14 protein-coding genes are annotated in these 13,870 nt (G+C 39.0%); 9 read left to right on the plus strand and 5 right to left on the minus strand.

Annotation, left to right across the window (positions count from 1 at the left end; translation table 11 throughout):
• The first annotated feature begins 207 nt into the window (after nt 1-207).
• Genes JOC76_RS30745 through JOC76_RS18180 form a run of 3 tightly spaced genes read left to right on the plus strand, consistent with a single transcriptional unit; the run spans nt 208 to nt 4,065 of the window.
• Nucleotides 208-2,373, plus strand: coding sequence for a GAF domain-containing sensor histidine kinase (locus tag JOC76_RS30745; protein ID WP_205179896.1), 2,166 nt, complete (start codon nt 208-210; stop codon nt 2,371-2,373).
• A complete protein-coding gene (locus JOC76_RS18175) occupies nt 2,354-3,010 on the plus strand; it encodes a response regulator transcription factor (RefSeq protein ID WP_205179897.1) in 657 nt (218 codons plus the stop codon). Before JOC76_RS30745 ends, JOC76_RS18175 begins: the two co-directional genes overlap by 20 nt.
• Before the next feature lie 35 nt (nt 3,011-3,045).
• Complete coding sequence (locus JOC76_RS18180; protein WP_205180014.1) at nt 3,046-4,065, plus strand: DUF418 domain-containing protein; 1,020 nt, start codon at nt 3,046-3,048, stop codon at nt 4,063-4,065.
• Between the two features lie 87 nt (nt 4,066-4,152).
• Here the strand turns inward: JOC76_RS18180 and JOC76_RS18185 are convergent, their stop codons facing one another.
• Entirely contained in the window at nt 4,153-4,632 is a 480-nt protein-coding gene (locus JOC76_RS18185; RefSeq protein ID WP_205179899.1) for a hypothetical protein, read from the minus strand.
• A gap of 181 nt (nt 4,633-4,813) precedes the next feature.
• Nucleotides 4,814-5,350 carry a ribonuclease H-like YkuK family protein gene (locus JOC76_RS18190; protein WP_205179901.1) on the minus strand — a complete coding sequence of 179 codons (537 nt, stop codon included), beginning with the start codon at nt 5,348-5,350 and terminating at the stop codon, nt 4,814-4,816.
• Between the two features lie 217 nt (nt 5,351-5,567).
• Between JOC76_RS18190 and JOC76_RS18195 the strand changes: the two genes are divergently transcribed.
• From JOC76_RS18195 to JOC76_RS18200, 3 genes are all read left to right on the plus strand, one after another.
• Nucleotides 5,568-5,762, plus strand: coding sequence for a hypothetical protein (locus JOC76_RS18195; RefSeq protein ID WP_205179903.1), 195 nt, complete (start codon nt 5,568-5,570; stop codon nt 5,760-5,762).
• On the plus strand, nt 5,746-5,814 hold the full coding sequence (locus JOC76_RS31090) for a hypothetical protein (protein WP_504739421.1): 69 nt from the start codon (nt 5,746-5,748) through the stop codon (nt 5,812-5,814). Before JOC76_RS18195 ends, JOC76_RS31090 begins: the two co-directional genes overlap by 17 nt.
• 106 nt (nt 5,815-5,920) lie before the next feature.
• Nucleotides 5,921-6,511 (plus strand): biotin transporter BioY, encoded by a 591-nt coding sequence (locus tag JOC76_RS18200; protein WP_205179904.1) that lies wholly within the window; start codon nt 5,921-5,923, stop codon nt 6,509-6,511.
• A 21-nt stretch (nt 6,512-6,532) separates the two neighbouring features.
• On the opposite strand, the gene JOC76_RS30535 is transcribed toward JOC76_RS18200, so the two are convergent.
• From JOC76_RS30535 to JOC76_RS18210, 3 genes are all read right to left on the minus strand, one after another.
• Nucleotides 6,533-6,661, minus strand: coding sequence for a hypothetical protein (locus JOC76_RS30535; RefSeq protein ID WP_275591374.1), 129 nt, complete (start codon nt 6,659-6,661; stop codon nt 6,533-6,535).
• A gap of 60 nt (nt 6,662-6,721) precedes the next feature.
• A complete protein-coding gene (locus tag JOC76_RS18205; RefSeq protein ID WP_205179906.1) occupies nt 6,722-7,579 on the minus strand; it encodes a hypothetical protein in 858 nt (285 codons plus the stop codon).
• An 88-nt stretch (nt 7,580-7,667) separates the two neighbouring features.
• Nucleotides 7,668-8,573: a helix-turn-helix transcriptional regulator gene (locus tag JOC76_RS18210; protein WP_205179908.1), complete on the minus strand. Its 906-nt coding sequence runs from the start codon at nt 8,571-8,573 to the stop codon at nt 7,668-7,670.
• A 146-nt stretch (nt 8,574-8,719) separates the two neighbouring features.
• Here JOC76_RS18210 and JOC76_RS18215 point away from each other — a divergent pair, with 146 nt between their 5' ends.
• The 3 genes from JOC76_RS18215 to JOC76_RS18225 all read left to right on the plus strand — a co-directional run bounded on the left by JOC76_RS18215 (nt 8,720) and on the right by JOC76_RS18225 (nt 13,830).
• Entirely contained in the window at nt 8,720-10,489 is a 1,770-nt protein-coding gene (locus JOC76_RS18215) for an ABC transporter ATP-binding protein (RefSeq protein ID WP_205179910.1), read from the plus strand.
• Nucleotides 10,476-12,257 (plus strand): ABC transporter ATP-binding protein, encoded by a 1,782-nt coding sequence (locus JOC76_RS18220; RefSeq protein WP_205179912.1) that lies wholly within the window; start codon nt 10,476-10,478, stop codon nt 12,255-12,257. The genes JOC76_RS18215 and JOC76_RS18220 overlap by 14 nt, the downstream gene beginning before the upstream one ends.
• 280 nt (nt 12,258-12,537) lie before the next feature.
• Nucleotides 12,538-13,830, plus strand: a complete 1,293-nt coding sequence (locus JOC76_RS18225) for an ABC transporter substrate-binding protein (RefSeq protein ID WP_205179914.1) — start codon at nt 12,538-12,540, stop codon at nt 13,828-13,830.
• Nucleotides 13,831-13,870: the final 40 nt, after the last annotated feature.

A 13,870-nucleotide genomic window follows, 5' to 3' on the forward strand; every position in this document is an offset into this window, starting at 1 on the left:
TCCCTTAAGAATTGTTGTTATTTACAAACTAATCGTAACAAACGATTATTCCTATTTACGAGAGAACCCCATACCTAATGAAATCGGGAACTTTTATGGGGATATTCGGGATAACTTAAGGATAATTTGTTGAATAAATGAAGGTATACATAGTGATATTTTCGTTGTTATAATTTTCCTATAAATAGGGGCGAGAGGATGATGCTAGTGAGAAAGAACGTGTTGATTCTACAAATAGTAGTCGTGGCAGTTTGCGCCCTCATGATTGGTTTTTATATCAATAATATTTCAAGTTATTATGAAATACTTCGAACCGATTGTACCCTTAATCCGTGCAGCACCTTAGCACCAGCTCCTCCTACGACAATAGAGGCTTTAAGTGTATATTCTTTAACCCCGGATATTTACTCACTTTGGTTTGTCATCATGGAATGTACTTTTTCTTTTCTTTTTTATCTGGCGGCTTTTATTATTTTTATAAAAAGTAAACGGGATTTGCTAGGACTTTTGGCGATGGTTGCCCTCGTAGCTTACGGAACGACGTTTACTTCGCTTGTCTATCTCGGATCGGAGAACCATTCAACACTTGCTCGTTTTCCTGAGGCGATAGCTGGTCTAGGAAGGATGGCATTCTTTTTATTTTTGCTGCTTTTTCCTAAAGGGCAATTAGTACCGAAATGGACGATGTTTGTGTATATCCCTTTTTGTATGATCCAATTTGTTAGCTTTATGTTGCCTGGAACATCCTTTGATTTGCTGAATTGGTCAAACACGTCCAGGCTTTTCTATTATTTAACGATGATTGGGGTAACAATTTTATCCCAGGTGTTCCGTTATAAGAAAGTATCAAGTTCGCTTGAGAAACAGCAAACGAAATGGGTGGTCTATGGGGCGATCATTTCTCTCCTCGGTTCAGTGATGATAAGCGGCTTTTTTGTGTATCCGGTATTTGCTAATAATCCTGTTTCCTATCTTTATTTAAGTGCCTTGCTGTATGCGGTTGTGGCGATTATCCCCTTAACCTTAGTTTTAGCGATTTTAAGACGCAGGCTATGGGATATCGACCCGCTCGTAAACAGGACCATACTATATGGGGCTTTGTCGTTAGCGATTATTTTACTATATATAGGAATTGTGTTGTATCTTGGAAGTATATTTAAGACAAAAGATAATTTTATGATCTCGCTTTTCTCCACGGGGGTAGTTGCAGTGCTTTTTTCACCGTTAAAAGAAAGACTGCAGAGGTTATTGAATCGTCTGATGAAAGGGAGGCATGATGATCCATATTCGGTATTAAGAGAACTTGGTGATCATTTGGTCCAACCATTGTCACCTGAAGAGGCCCTGCAGGAGGTAGCTAGAACGATAAAAAGTGCACTGCGGCTTCCATTTGTCGAGATATTTATAAGGGTAAATGATGAAGAAAAAATGGCAGCAATAGCGGGGGATTCAGCAAAAGGCTTTGATGTTCATTCCTTTCCGATTATTCATGGCGGGGAGGAACTTGGAACAATGATGGTTTCAAGTCGCTCATACGATGAAGTTTTTTCCCAAGAAGATTTACGGTTGATGGATGTTTGCTTAAGGCAGACTGGAGTCATTCTACAGAATGTAAAAATGACGTGGGGCATGCAACTCTTAGCCCAAGATTTGCAAGAGTCAAGAGAAAGGATCATTTATGCCCGTGAAGAAGAACGATTGCAAATTCGGAGGAATCTCCACGACGACCTGGCACCTAAGTTGTTATCATTAGCCTTTAATGTGGCAGCGGCGGAACAGTATGTTAATAAACAGCCTGATAAAGCCGTCGAGCTGCTTGGTGAACTGCGCGGTGTTATTCGGACAACTGTAAATGAAATCCGTACGATGGTGCATGATTTACGGCCTCCGACATTGGATGAATTTGGACTGCTAGGTGCGATTGATGCGAGGATAAATGAAATTAGGAAAACAGCAGGAGAAAAGAAGGAGCAAGGGGGAGCTGTATCTGTTACTGCCCCTTTAAAGATTTGCTTGTCTGCCCCTCCCCAGCTTCCAGAATTACCAGCAGCTGTGGAGGTGGCAGCCTATCGAATCATTACAGAGGCACTCGTCAATGTCGTCAAACATGCTGAGGCAACTGAGTGTACGGTAAGGATTGCTGTAAGGTCTGGATCCAGATTAGAAATTGAAGTGAATGATGATGGAAAGGGTCTGCCGTTAGTTATAAAACCATCCAAAATGGGAGGCATCGGCATGAAGTCGATTCGAGAGCGGACGGTAGAACTTGGAGGGCACTGTTTTTTTGAGAAATCGGATGCAGGGGGAACAAAGGTAAGAGCGGTTTTGCCTTTTGCAGGGGGAGAAGAGGGCTATGAAAATAGTATTAATTGATGATCATCCATTATTTCGGAGCGGGGTCCGTAATTTGATTCAGACAACGGAAGATCTAGAAGTGATAGGTGAGGGGGCTTCAGGTGAAGAGGCGGTTGAGCTGGCCCTTCAGCTTCAGCCAGACGTGATCGTGATGGATATTCGTATGCCTGGGTTAAACGGGATTGAAGCTACTCGGGTTATTCGTGAGAAGCTCCCGGAAATGAAAATCTTGATTGTTACAATGTTAAAGAATGATAAGTCGGTGTTTACAGCCATGCAAATGGGGGCAAGGGGTTATGTCCTAAAGGATGCGGGAGAAATGGAATTGCTTCATTCAATTCGAATGGTGGGTAACGGTGGTGCTGTATTTAGCTCTGATATTGCCGTCCGGATGGTGAATTACTTTACAATACCGCAGAAAAAGGATCTCGTAAACCTGGCTCTCAGAGAGCTTACAAGCCGTGAGCTGGAGGTGTTAGAACTGATTGCAGAGGGATACACGAATACACAAATTGGGGCCAAACTACAGCTAAGCACAAAGACGGTCGCCAATCATATATCCAATATCCTCAACAAACTGCAAGTCACAGACAGACACCAAGCCAAAAAGGTCTACAAAGAATCACAAAATCTCCTAGGCGAAGAAGACGACTAGGACAACGACTGAAATAATAGGAATCGATGGTGGTAATAGTGGAAAGGGTGACAGGCACCAGGATTGATTTGTTGGATTATTTGCGGGGGGTTGCAATGCTTGGGATTGTTTTGGTTAATAGCGGGTCGCTGTTATCTGCATATCCTCCGGAAGCTGATACCGTAGATTATGCCTATTGGCGTTTTTTGTATTTATTTATAGAAGGCCGTTTTTATCCGATTTTTACCTTTTTGTTTGGTGTTGGTATGCATCTCTTTATCACCCGGGCCAAGATAAGAGGCAAAAATGGAAGGGTATTGTTTGTTAGGCGATTGGTGGTGCTATTTATCTTTGGGTTAGTGCACATGCAGTTCCATCCTGGAGAAGCCTTAACGATTTATTCAATCGCCGGACTAATCCTCTTGCCGTTTTACAGTGTAAATAGAAGGATTAATCTTATATTTGGCATCATGATGCTAATTGTATTAAGCCTGTTTGCGTTCAAAATCTTAATGGTGGTTCCATTGATGTTGTTGGGGATTGCTGCTGGTCAATATCATGTATTTGAAAAAATCTCGCTTTACAAAAAGACGGTTACCGGGTTCACCGTGATTATGTTTGTTCTAAGTATAACGGGGATCATCTTACAATTGCATATGATACCTGGTGGCACTGAATCCGCCAACACTGTTCAAACGCAACACTTTCTCAACATGGGCATTACGATTGGTCCAGTCATATCTGCTTTTTATATAGGGGCAATGATAGGGGTGTTACAATCGCCCATTTGTCGAAAAGTTCTAGCACCCATAAAAAGCTATGGCAGAATGGCCTTTACCAATTATTTAATGCAAACGGTTTTCATTTTAATAGCTGGAACATTGCTGCAGCTTAAAAATCATATTTTTTACCTTCAAACCCTATATGTCTGCTTGGCTATATATGTTATTCAATTACTATTTAGTACCATTTGGTTACATTATTTCCGATATGGTCCATTTGAGTGGATTTGGCGGGCATTGACCTATGGGGAGTTACCGCCAATGCAAAAAAGAAAAAAAGAAATACCGCTCTAGTAAAGGTCCACTAAGGTTAAAAGTGCAGTGCCAGTTCCATTTAATTAGAATGGGACTGGCACTTTGTTATTTTCAAATTATTTATGATCAATTGAATTTCACCTTATGTTCCTTAGCTAGTTGGTTTAATTTAGTCTTATATTCTAGGATATGCGCTTTCGCATCTGCAAGCATATTATTGGCTTCCTGAATCATTGCAGGGTCTTGTGCCTCTAAGGCCTGTTTGATTTTCACAAATGCTTTATATTGTATGTTGGCCCCCTCAACATAAATCTTGTGAATCTCCTTTAACTCATCGGTTTCTATTTTGACAGAATTCAATTCTTGGATAAATTCATTATAGGTTGGAATCACTTTTTTCGTTAACACATCATACAGTTTTTGGTCGTCCTGATAGTTTGCCCCTGTCTCACTCTCATAAGCAGTTATAGCTGCAGCTTCTAATTTCCCTGGCTGTTTCATTTCCTTATTCACATAATTGAGCAGATCATCTTGTACAGGGTCGCTAAAGCAGCCTGACAATAGAAGTATGAACGGAAAAACAATCGCTAAAAGTCCTTTTTTCATACAATCACCCCCTATCACCAATTTATGAAGTGCTGGAAGTCCATTATGTTTTACGCTGGAAAAAAGGACGGGTGGTCACAAGACGAGCTATGTGTTTGGGGTGCCTGGCACCACAATGGGAACGGAAAAATTTACGGAAGTATAAAAAAGCGTCAGACACATGTTTTTCAGTGCCTGACGCTTATTTCGTATATCGATTTGCATAACTGGAGGCAACAAAAGCATCTGGTTTGATTTTAGGTTCTACACCCATTGACTCCATTCGTGTCACCATTTCTGTCACAAATTCCCTTGTCTTATTTCGTTTGCCAGCGCCAATGTCGATATGCCCCTCCATCGTGAAGGTAGCACCTTCGTAAAGATAAGGGAGGACAATTGCGATTAATTGATTTTTTCTTTCTTCTGTAAACATGGAAACAATTTCCTCGGTTAACGAGAGTTCGAGTGAAATCCTTTCATGCAGCTGTGTCATTTTCCTTGGAACAATGTACTTTCTTATACAGGCCCACACACCATTTCCTTCATTTTGAATCACAATTCCTGTAATAAAAACAGTTTGAGATTTGTGTACCTGTGAATCTGTTCCCACCATCAGGCGATAGTTTGCTTTTGGATTTGATGTCATGAATGTAACAATCCGTTCGAAAACCTGCTCGAAGGAGAGTCCATTCTCCTGAAGATTTTTAAATGAATGGTAGTAATCTGAATTATTTTTCATATTAAAACACCACATCTTTCCCTTCAATTATAGAATTTAGACTAACTCTTACTTCTATCTTATGGCTGGAGAATCATTGACGTGCGGACAAAGAAAACAATCAGATTAATTAATATGTATGTGGAGTTGTTGCAAATTAGAAAGAAAGACGAGTAGGAGTTGATTATTGGATGTTAGTCCTTCTGTCATCTGAAGGGGAATTTATGAGGTTTAAATTTTGTCCAAAAACCATTATTTGCCTAACAATATTTATGCCAGTCCATCATTAGATAAAGAAACGAGATTAATTGAAAAGAGTGATGGAAATGGCGAAAAGAAACAGAGGAAAGACAATTCAAAACCTGCCTTCAAATGGAAGGGGGACTTGCCCTTTATGCGGAAGAACAGGGATAAAATTGCTATATTCGCATAAAACAGAATCCGGCCAAACCATTAATGTTTGCAAAAACTGCCGGAAAAAATAAGAGAGATTACTGTTTTTATAATGTTAACTAATTGCGAATTTTAGTTGACAATAAATATCCTTACCGTTTATTTTAAAGATAAGATAAATGATAAGGGTGGGAGTTTATGATGAGAAAGTTAAGGACATTGGATTTAACATTAGCGGCAATGTTTGTGGCTTTAATGGCTATCGGAGCAAACATATCAACGATTGCACCGTTCTTACATGTGGGCGGAGTACCGATTACTTTACAAACTTTTTTTGCTATTTTAGCAGGCGCAATTTTAGGAAGTCGAGTAGGATCAATTGCCATGGTTGTTTATATGTTAGTAGGCTTAGTAGGGGTTCCGGTATTTGCAGATTTTACTGGCGGGCTTACCACCGTCATTAAACCGACATTTGGCTTTATTGTTTCGTATATTTTAGCAGCGTATATCATCGGTAAATTGGTTGAAAAGAATAAAAGTCTACCAGTATTTATCATTGCTTCGTTCATTGGAATGGCGGTTAACTATCTTTTCGGAACCAACTGGATGTATTTTGCTTACAAACTCTGGGCAGGAGCTCCCGAAGGTTTCTCATACAAAATGGCATGGTTATGGATGGTGGCTCCACTGCCAAAGGACCTTATCTTATCCGTCCTAGCTGGTATCATGGCCCACAGACTCCAAAAAACTGTCTTATCCAAAGGACAATTCAAGCATATTGGTGCCTGAAAGAAAAGCGTAAGCGCCCGTTTAGCGGCGTATGGCCTGGAGTGCTTCGACTGAGATAAAGTCAACACGAAGAGCGAAGCTTTTTCGTGTTGACTTATCGTAGGAAGAAGCGCGAAGGACACTAGCCGTTGGGCGCTGAAGCTGGACCATTCTCAAAGTTATCTCTTGAAAAAAACGGTTCAACCCTTTGGGTTGAGCCGCTTTTTTAATTTAAGTTTTGGCTTGTACAGTGCCTTTATAAAGACATTTGCTAATGTATTCTGTAAAAAGGAGTGAGAGTAACGATAGTACAATGTAATACCAAGAGTCCCACCAAACCAAACTATGCAGGATGCCGGCTCCTTTTAGTATAAGGTTTGCGCTGTACATACTTAATCCAGTAGCGAGATATTTCACCCATCTTGGTAGAATTCGGAGTTTTCCCATAAACACATAAACGAGGCTCGCACACAAATAACAAAGAGTGGCAAATGCGATTGTATCTTTGGATTGGTTAGCAAATAAACCAAACTCATAATATCGGTTATTAAAAAGCGTAATTGGAACAATATGAAGGGTACCTGCGAATGGGCTAATAATTAAATATAAACAAAAAGTATGCAAAAATCCTTTTAATGGGAAACTCAATTTGCGATAAAGAAATTTGACAAATAGAAAATAAAAGAAAAGACCAAACGATGTATAGCCTATCTTCCACCAATTATGCTTATAGATATGTAGTTCTAAAAACAACCATTCAATAACTGCAAACAAACCGATCATCATGAAAATCCAAAGCCAACTTTTACGGAACGCTGCTAGAAAAACGGCTGATACAGGTAATGTTAAGGCATTTGAGGCAATCGCACCAAATGCACTGTCATATATAGGATCATGTTTAATGAAGTTAGGATAATATTGATAGCTGCTTAAGAAGTTATAGATAACTCCCTCAATCATATATCCCAATCCGACCATGGCCATAAATGTTAATAAGGCATGTTTGGCACCCGTTTTTATACATACATAAATCAGAAGAATGATACTAATGAATCCTAGTCCGAGATAGCATAATGAATTTAAATTCACTATCACACACCCCTTCTAAAAGAATAGTATCTGATTTTCATAAGGAATTTATACAAAATCGCCAATTTTGAGAAGATTTCATTCCATACTAAGGTGTCTCCAGACTATCTAATTTGTTAATGGGTATCTTTCCCACATATTGTTTACGAAATTGGTGTGGCGTAAGATGTTCCAACTTTTTGAAGAGTCTGCTGAAATAGGCGGATTGTGTAAAGCCGCTGCTTTCTGAAATGCGATCAATACTCCAATCTGTTGAAATGAGTAAAATTTTGGCTTGGTCAATCCGAATTTTATTTACATATTCAATTGGTGTACAGCCAAATGACTGGATCATACATCTGGCAATATGATTTGGATGGAACCTAAGAGCTCGGCCAAGGTCTTCGTAGGTTACTTTCTTGGCATAATTTTTTCGTAAAAAAATGGCTGCTTTTTCTGCAACCGCAAATGCAGGCAGAGAATTGGCTAAGTGCATATGATTCGAAAGTTCTTGGAGTAATTGTTGAAATAGGATTTGACGCTGCCATTCCCTAGAGTAAATGGACTCGGTCTCAGATGAAGTTATTTTTGAACATAGGAGTTCAACAGCCTCAGGATTTGATAGATTGCAGTATTTGGGCAGTGTAATCCCAAATGGATTCTCTGAAAAAAAATTCCCACCATCTTCACTAGCTCTCTCTTCGGAATGAAAAGGCTTAGAAGTAGTAAGATCCTGCCAGCCTTTTGAGGCAATGAAATGAAACCAAAAAAATTTGGTCACTTGATCACAGGGTGAAACAGAAAAGTGGTACCGATCTGGATAGAGGATAAGCGTATTTCCTCTTCCAACCTTAAATTTATGATTGTCTTCACCCATGAACAATTGACCCTTTGTGACAACTAATAAATCAAAAACACCAATCTTGTTTCGGTTTATATGGGATTGACCGATATTAAAAGTTCCCTTGCCCGCTGCAAGAAGTGTGGGTAAAGGAGGGGCAAATAATTGAAGCATTTGATTTCTCCTCTAATGTTAGGATTGTGCAATTTTTTGTTATGATTTTACATTTTATTCTCTGATTATAACACTATAATAGGTTCATAAAAGTTTTTATTTTCATGTATATATGTTAGAGATTCGGTGGAAGGGGGATGTGAAGCATGCAGAGCATACGCTGGGTGTGGGGATATATAAGGAACTTCCGGATTCGATTATTCAGCGGACTTTTTCTGACATTAACCGTTTCTATGTTAAATATGCTAAATCCATATTTTGCAGGAAAAATAGTCGATAAGGTTATTTATGGTCACCAGAATGGTTTACTATGGTCCTTTTTAGGGACCATGATAGGGGTTACTTTGCTTAAAACAGTTGTTCGTTATAATTACCAATTAATGTTCGAAAGGGTTTCGCAAAATGTCATATTCACAATCAGAGAACAGTTGTATGACCGGCTTCAACAATTAGATTTTAGCTTCTTCGATCGGACTAAAACAGGAGATATTATGGCGCGAATGACAGGAGATTTAGAAGCAGTCAGGCATTTTACCGCCTGGGGGATTTATATGATCTTTGAAAATCTAACCATCTTAATCATGGCCATTGTGTTTATGTTCTATATTAACCCGCTTTTGGCGATAGCCATGATAGCTGTTACACCCATCATTGGTTTCTTTGCTACTCGATTATCCTTTACGGTCAAACCTACCTTTTCAGCGATTCGAGGACAGTTTGCCAGGTTAAATTCTGTGGTACAGGAAAACATCAGCGGCAATCGGGTAATAAAGGCATTTGCGAAGGAAGACTATGAAATTGAAAAGTTCTCAGTCGAAAATGAAGCCTTCAAGGCAAGAAGTCTTGACTCGGCAAAAGTTTGGGAAAAGTATTTGCCTGTTCTTGATTCACTTGCCGGTGTATTAACCGTTGTGATGATTTTAGTTGGAGGATTTATGGTCATTAACGGTTCGCTGACTTTTGGTGAATTAGTAACCTTTAATTCTTTGATATGGGCATTAAATAATCCAATGCGGATGGCAGGGTGGTTAATCAATGATGTTCAAAGGTTTATAGCTTCTGCAGAAAAAATAGAAGACCTGTTAAATACCCACCCAGAGATTACAAACGAGGCAAAAAGAGCTATTATCAAACCTATTAATGGGGGAGTAGAATTCAACCATGTGTCCTTTAGTTATGGGGACGAACAGGTTTTGAACGATATCAGCTTTAAAGCACAGCCTGGGCAAACAGTTGGAATCATCGGTCCAACAGGGTCTGGTAAATCGACACTGGTGAACCTCCTCAGTCGTTTTTATGATACAACTGGTGGAGAAGTTAAAGTGGATGGGATGAACGTGAAAGATTGGGATATTTCTAGATTGAGAGATCGTATGGCAATGGTGATGCAGGATATATTTCTTTTTTCTGATACCATTGAGGGCAATATTGCGTATGGGAATCCGGATGCCTCGTTAGAAATGGTTCAATCTGCTGCAAAAATGGCAGAGGCACATGGTTTCATTACCAACCTTCCAGAAGGTTACGATACCATTATTGGGGAACGGGGCGTAGGACTCTCAGGAGGACAAAGGCAAAGGATTGCGTTAGCTCGCGCGATTCTAAAAAACCCATCCGTCCTAATTCTCGATGACACCACATCAGCTGTCGATATGGAAACAGAACTCCGAATCCAACGAACATTAAAGACATATTTAAATGGGAAGACCTGTTTTATAATTGCTCATCGAATTTCCTCCGTGAAAGAGGCAGATCTCATTCTTGTCATGGACAATGGCACTATTATTGAAAGAGGAAGACATAAAGAGCTGCTTGCGAAAAAAGGGTATTACTACAAAGTGTTCATGAATCAAAATGGCAATTTTGATGGTCATTACAATGGTAAGGAAGTGATCTATCTTAATGGCGCGCAATAAATTTGATGTAGATGAGGAATTGGATTCACCATTCAGCTTTGTTCATCTGAAAAGATTGTTTACGTATTTAAAACCTTACAAAAAAAAGATAATTTTGACCGTATTGATCATGCTGATTGCCAGCGGAGCCAATTTAATTGGACCTTATTTAATTAAAAAAGCTATTGATGAGAGTATTCCGAACAAGGATGTCGGAAATTTAGTGGTCCTTTCTTGTATTTATCTTGGTGCTCTTGTGATTACCGGCATCTGTATGAAATATAGAATACGAATGATGTCCGAGATCGGGCAGAGCGTCATCTTGAATATCAGAAAGGATTTATTTACCCATTTACAAAAATTATCCTTTTCTTTTTATGACAGCAGGCCGCACGGGAAGATATTAGTGAGAGTGGTTAACTATGTTAACTCCTTAAGCGATTTATTATCAAATGGCTTAATTAATTTGATAACGGACCTGTTTAGTCTTTTTGTAATAGTAGGATTTATGTTAGCAATTGATGTAAAGCTAACGCTTATGGCAATGCTTGGATTTCCAATCCTTGCGGTAGTAGTTCTCCTAATTAAAAATGCACAGCGCAAAGCATGGCAGGTATTAAGTAATAAGCAGTCCAATATGAATGCTTACATTCATGAAAGTATCAACGGAATTAAGGTCACTCAAGCTTTTACAAGGGAAGAAGAAAATAAACGGATTTTTAGAGAAGTATCGGAAAGCTATCGGAGTTCCTGGATGAAAGCGGTTAAAATCCAGTTCCTGCTATGGCCATCGATTGAAAATATATCGATTCTCACTACCTCAGTAATCTATGTATTTGGTATATCTCAAATGGGTGAGGGTGTATCGGTCGGTGCATTAGTTGCTTTTGTTGGATATATAGGGATGTTTTGGACTCCTATTGCCAATATCGGAAACTTCTACAATGCAATTATAAACGCAACGGCCTATTTGGAAAGAATTTTTGAAATGATCGATGAACGCCCAACCGTACAGGATCCCCCGAATGCCGTAGAGCTTACGACGATCAAGGGGAAGGTGGAATTTAAAGATGTGGAATTTCAATATGAAGAAGGGGAAAGAATTCTCAAGAATATACATTTTTGCGTAAATCCCGGTGAAACCATTGCCCTTGTCGGGGCCACCGGATCGGGAAAAACAACCATTGTCAGTCTGCTTAGCCGTTTCTATGATGTTAGCAGTGGAAAAATTGAAATGGACGGTGTGGATATTAGTTCGGTTACTATCCCATCCCTACGAAAGCAAATGGGCGTCATGCTTCAAGATCCATTTATCTTTTCAGGAACGATTTTGGATAATATCCGTTATGGCCGGCTTGATGCCTCAGATGAAGAAGTAATTGCGGCGGCGAAAGCCGTGCAGGCACATTCGTTTATTAGCGGGCTCGCTGATGGGTATCATACGGAGGTCAACGAAAGAGGCACAAGGCTTTCCACAGGGCAAAGACAGTTGATTTCTTTTGCCCGTGCACTCTTAGCTGATCCTAAAATTTTAATTTTAGACGAGGCTACATCATCGATTGATACGGAAACCGAGCTGGCTTTGCAAAAGGGGCTTGAAACGTTACTTGCGGGAAGAACCTCTTTTATCATTGCCCATCGCCTTTCTACGATTCAAAATGCCAATCGTATCTTTGTCATCGATAAAGGCAGAATCATAGAAGAAGGATCGCATAATGAATTATTAAACCAAAAGAGTTACTATTGGAAGCTGCATCAATCACAGCATCAGTCTTTAGAAGTGGGATAATAACATGAATATAGGAACATTGTTTTCCCTAAAGGATTAACAATGTTCCTTTTTTGATGTTTTTTTGGACCAGTATATAAAAGTCAAAATTTTCACTTACTAAGTAAAATTATTCTTATTGGTTGGAAATAGAAATTTGATAATCTTTTACTTGTAAAGGCTTTCAATATTTAGTAATCAAGCTGAGGGGAGATGGAACATCGGACGTATGTCAAAACAAGGAATCTATCATTTAAGACAGTAGTTTGTTAAAAGAAATTATGAAAAATGGGGGAAAACTATGAAAAAGCATTTCGCGTTAATATTTGTGCTTCTACTAATTATAGGTAGTGTAATGACGGGTTGCAGTTCTAAAGATACAGCTTCAACCGCAACAGATAAAGATGGAAAAGTTACCTTGAAAGTAACTGTATGGAACTATGATACAACCCCTGAATTTAAAGCTTTATTTGACGCCTATGAGAAACAAAATCCAAATGTAAAAATTGAACCAGTTGATATTGAAGCAGCACAGTATGATCAAAAATTAACCACAATGCTGGCCGGTAACGATGATTCCGATGTTTTAACAATGAAAAACCTGATTGGCTATTCAAACTATGCATACCGCGGTCAATTAAAGGATCTAACTTCATATGCAAACACTTTAGATGCAGATAAATATATGGGTACATTAGATTATATGAAAGATGATAAAGGGAAAATTTATGCCTTACCATATCGTAACGATTTCTGGGTGCTTTACTACAATAAGAAGTTATTCGATAAAGCAGGCGTTAAATATCCTGAAAACCTAACTTGGGAAGAGTATCGCGAAACTGCGAAAAAATTAACTTCCGGCTCAGGCGATTCTAAAGTATATGGTGCTTATAACCATGTATGGAGATCAATTACCAATGCGACTGCTGCAGCTCAAGAAGTAGGAACACCAAATGCAATTATCAAAGGAGACTACAGTTTCCTAAGCAACATGTATAAAGTATTCCTAGGTATGCAGGCAGATAAGAGTGTACTAGATTATGGAACTGCCAAATCAACTAATACAACATATGCATCACAATTTGAAACAGAAAAAGCTGCTATGCTTCCAATGGGTACTTGGTATATGGCCGGTGTACTTAGTTCGAAAAATGCAGGTAAAACAAATGTAGATTGGGGGATTGCTCCACTACCTCAAACAGAAAAAGGCAAAGTTAAATCATGGGGCTCTCCAACCGCATTCGCAGTAAATAAGAATGCTGCACATAGCAAAGAAGCTGAGAAATTTGTTAAGTGGGCTTCTGGTGAAGAAGGTGCAAAAGTGGTTGCTGGAGTGGGTGTAGTACCAGCTTATCGTACAGCTGACATTAATAATATTTACTTTAATGTTGCTGGAATGCCAAACGATGAACTTTCTAAGAAAGCATTTAGCCCTGATTCTGTAAATATTGAAATGCCAATGGATAAAAACTCTGCTGCTATTGACAAAATTTTAGGTGAAGAACATGACTTAATCATGATTGGCGAAAACAGTATTGATAAAGGAATCAAAGAAATGGATCAACGTGTTAAATCGGAAGTTCTGAAGAAGTAAAATCATTGGGACAAAAGCGGATAGATTTAACTGTCTAGCT

This window comes from Neobacillus cucumis, from assembly GCF_016908975.1.
GTDB lineage: Bacteria > Bacillota > Bacilli > Bacillales > Cytobacillaceae > Neobacillus > Neobacillus cucumis.

Coding starts and splice junctions, on each gene's coding strand:
- JOC76_RS18185 (WP_205179899.1), bottom strand. CDS start 4,632: ATGAAAAAAGGACTTTTAGCGATTGTTTTTCCGTTCATACTTCTATTG.
- JOC76_RS18190 (WP_205179901.1), bottom strand. CDS start 5,350: ATGAAAAATAATTCAGATTACTACCATTCATTTAAAAATCTTCAGGAG.
- JOC76_RS18175 (WP_205179897.1), top strand. CDS start 2,354: ATGAAAATAGTATTAATTGATGATCATCCATTATTTCGGAGCGGGGTC.
- JOC76_RS18200 (WP_205179904.1), top strand. CDS start 5,921: ATGATGAGAAAGTTAAGGACATTGGATTTAACATTAGCGGCAATGTTT.
- JOC76_RS18215 (WP_205179910.1), top strand. CDS start 8,720: ATGCAGAGCATACGCTGGGTGTGGGGATATATAAGGAACTTCCGGATT.
- JOC76_RS18220 (WP_205179912.1), top strand. CDS start 10,476: ATGGCGCGCAATAAATTTGATGTAGATGAGGAATTGGATTCACCATTC.
- JOC76_RS18225 (WP_205179914.1), top strand. CDS start 12,538: ATGAAAAAGCATTTCGCGTTAATATTTGTGCTTCTACTAATTATAGGT.
- JOC76_RS18210 (WP_205179908.1), bottom strand. CDS start 8,573: ATGCTTCAATTATTTGCCCCTCCTTTACCCACACTTCTTGCAGCGGGC.
- JOC76_RS30535 (WP_275591374.1), bottom strand. CDS start 6,661: ATGGTCCAGCTTCAGCGCCCAACGGCTAGTGTCCTTCGCGCTTCTTCC.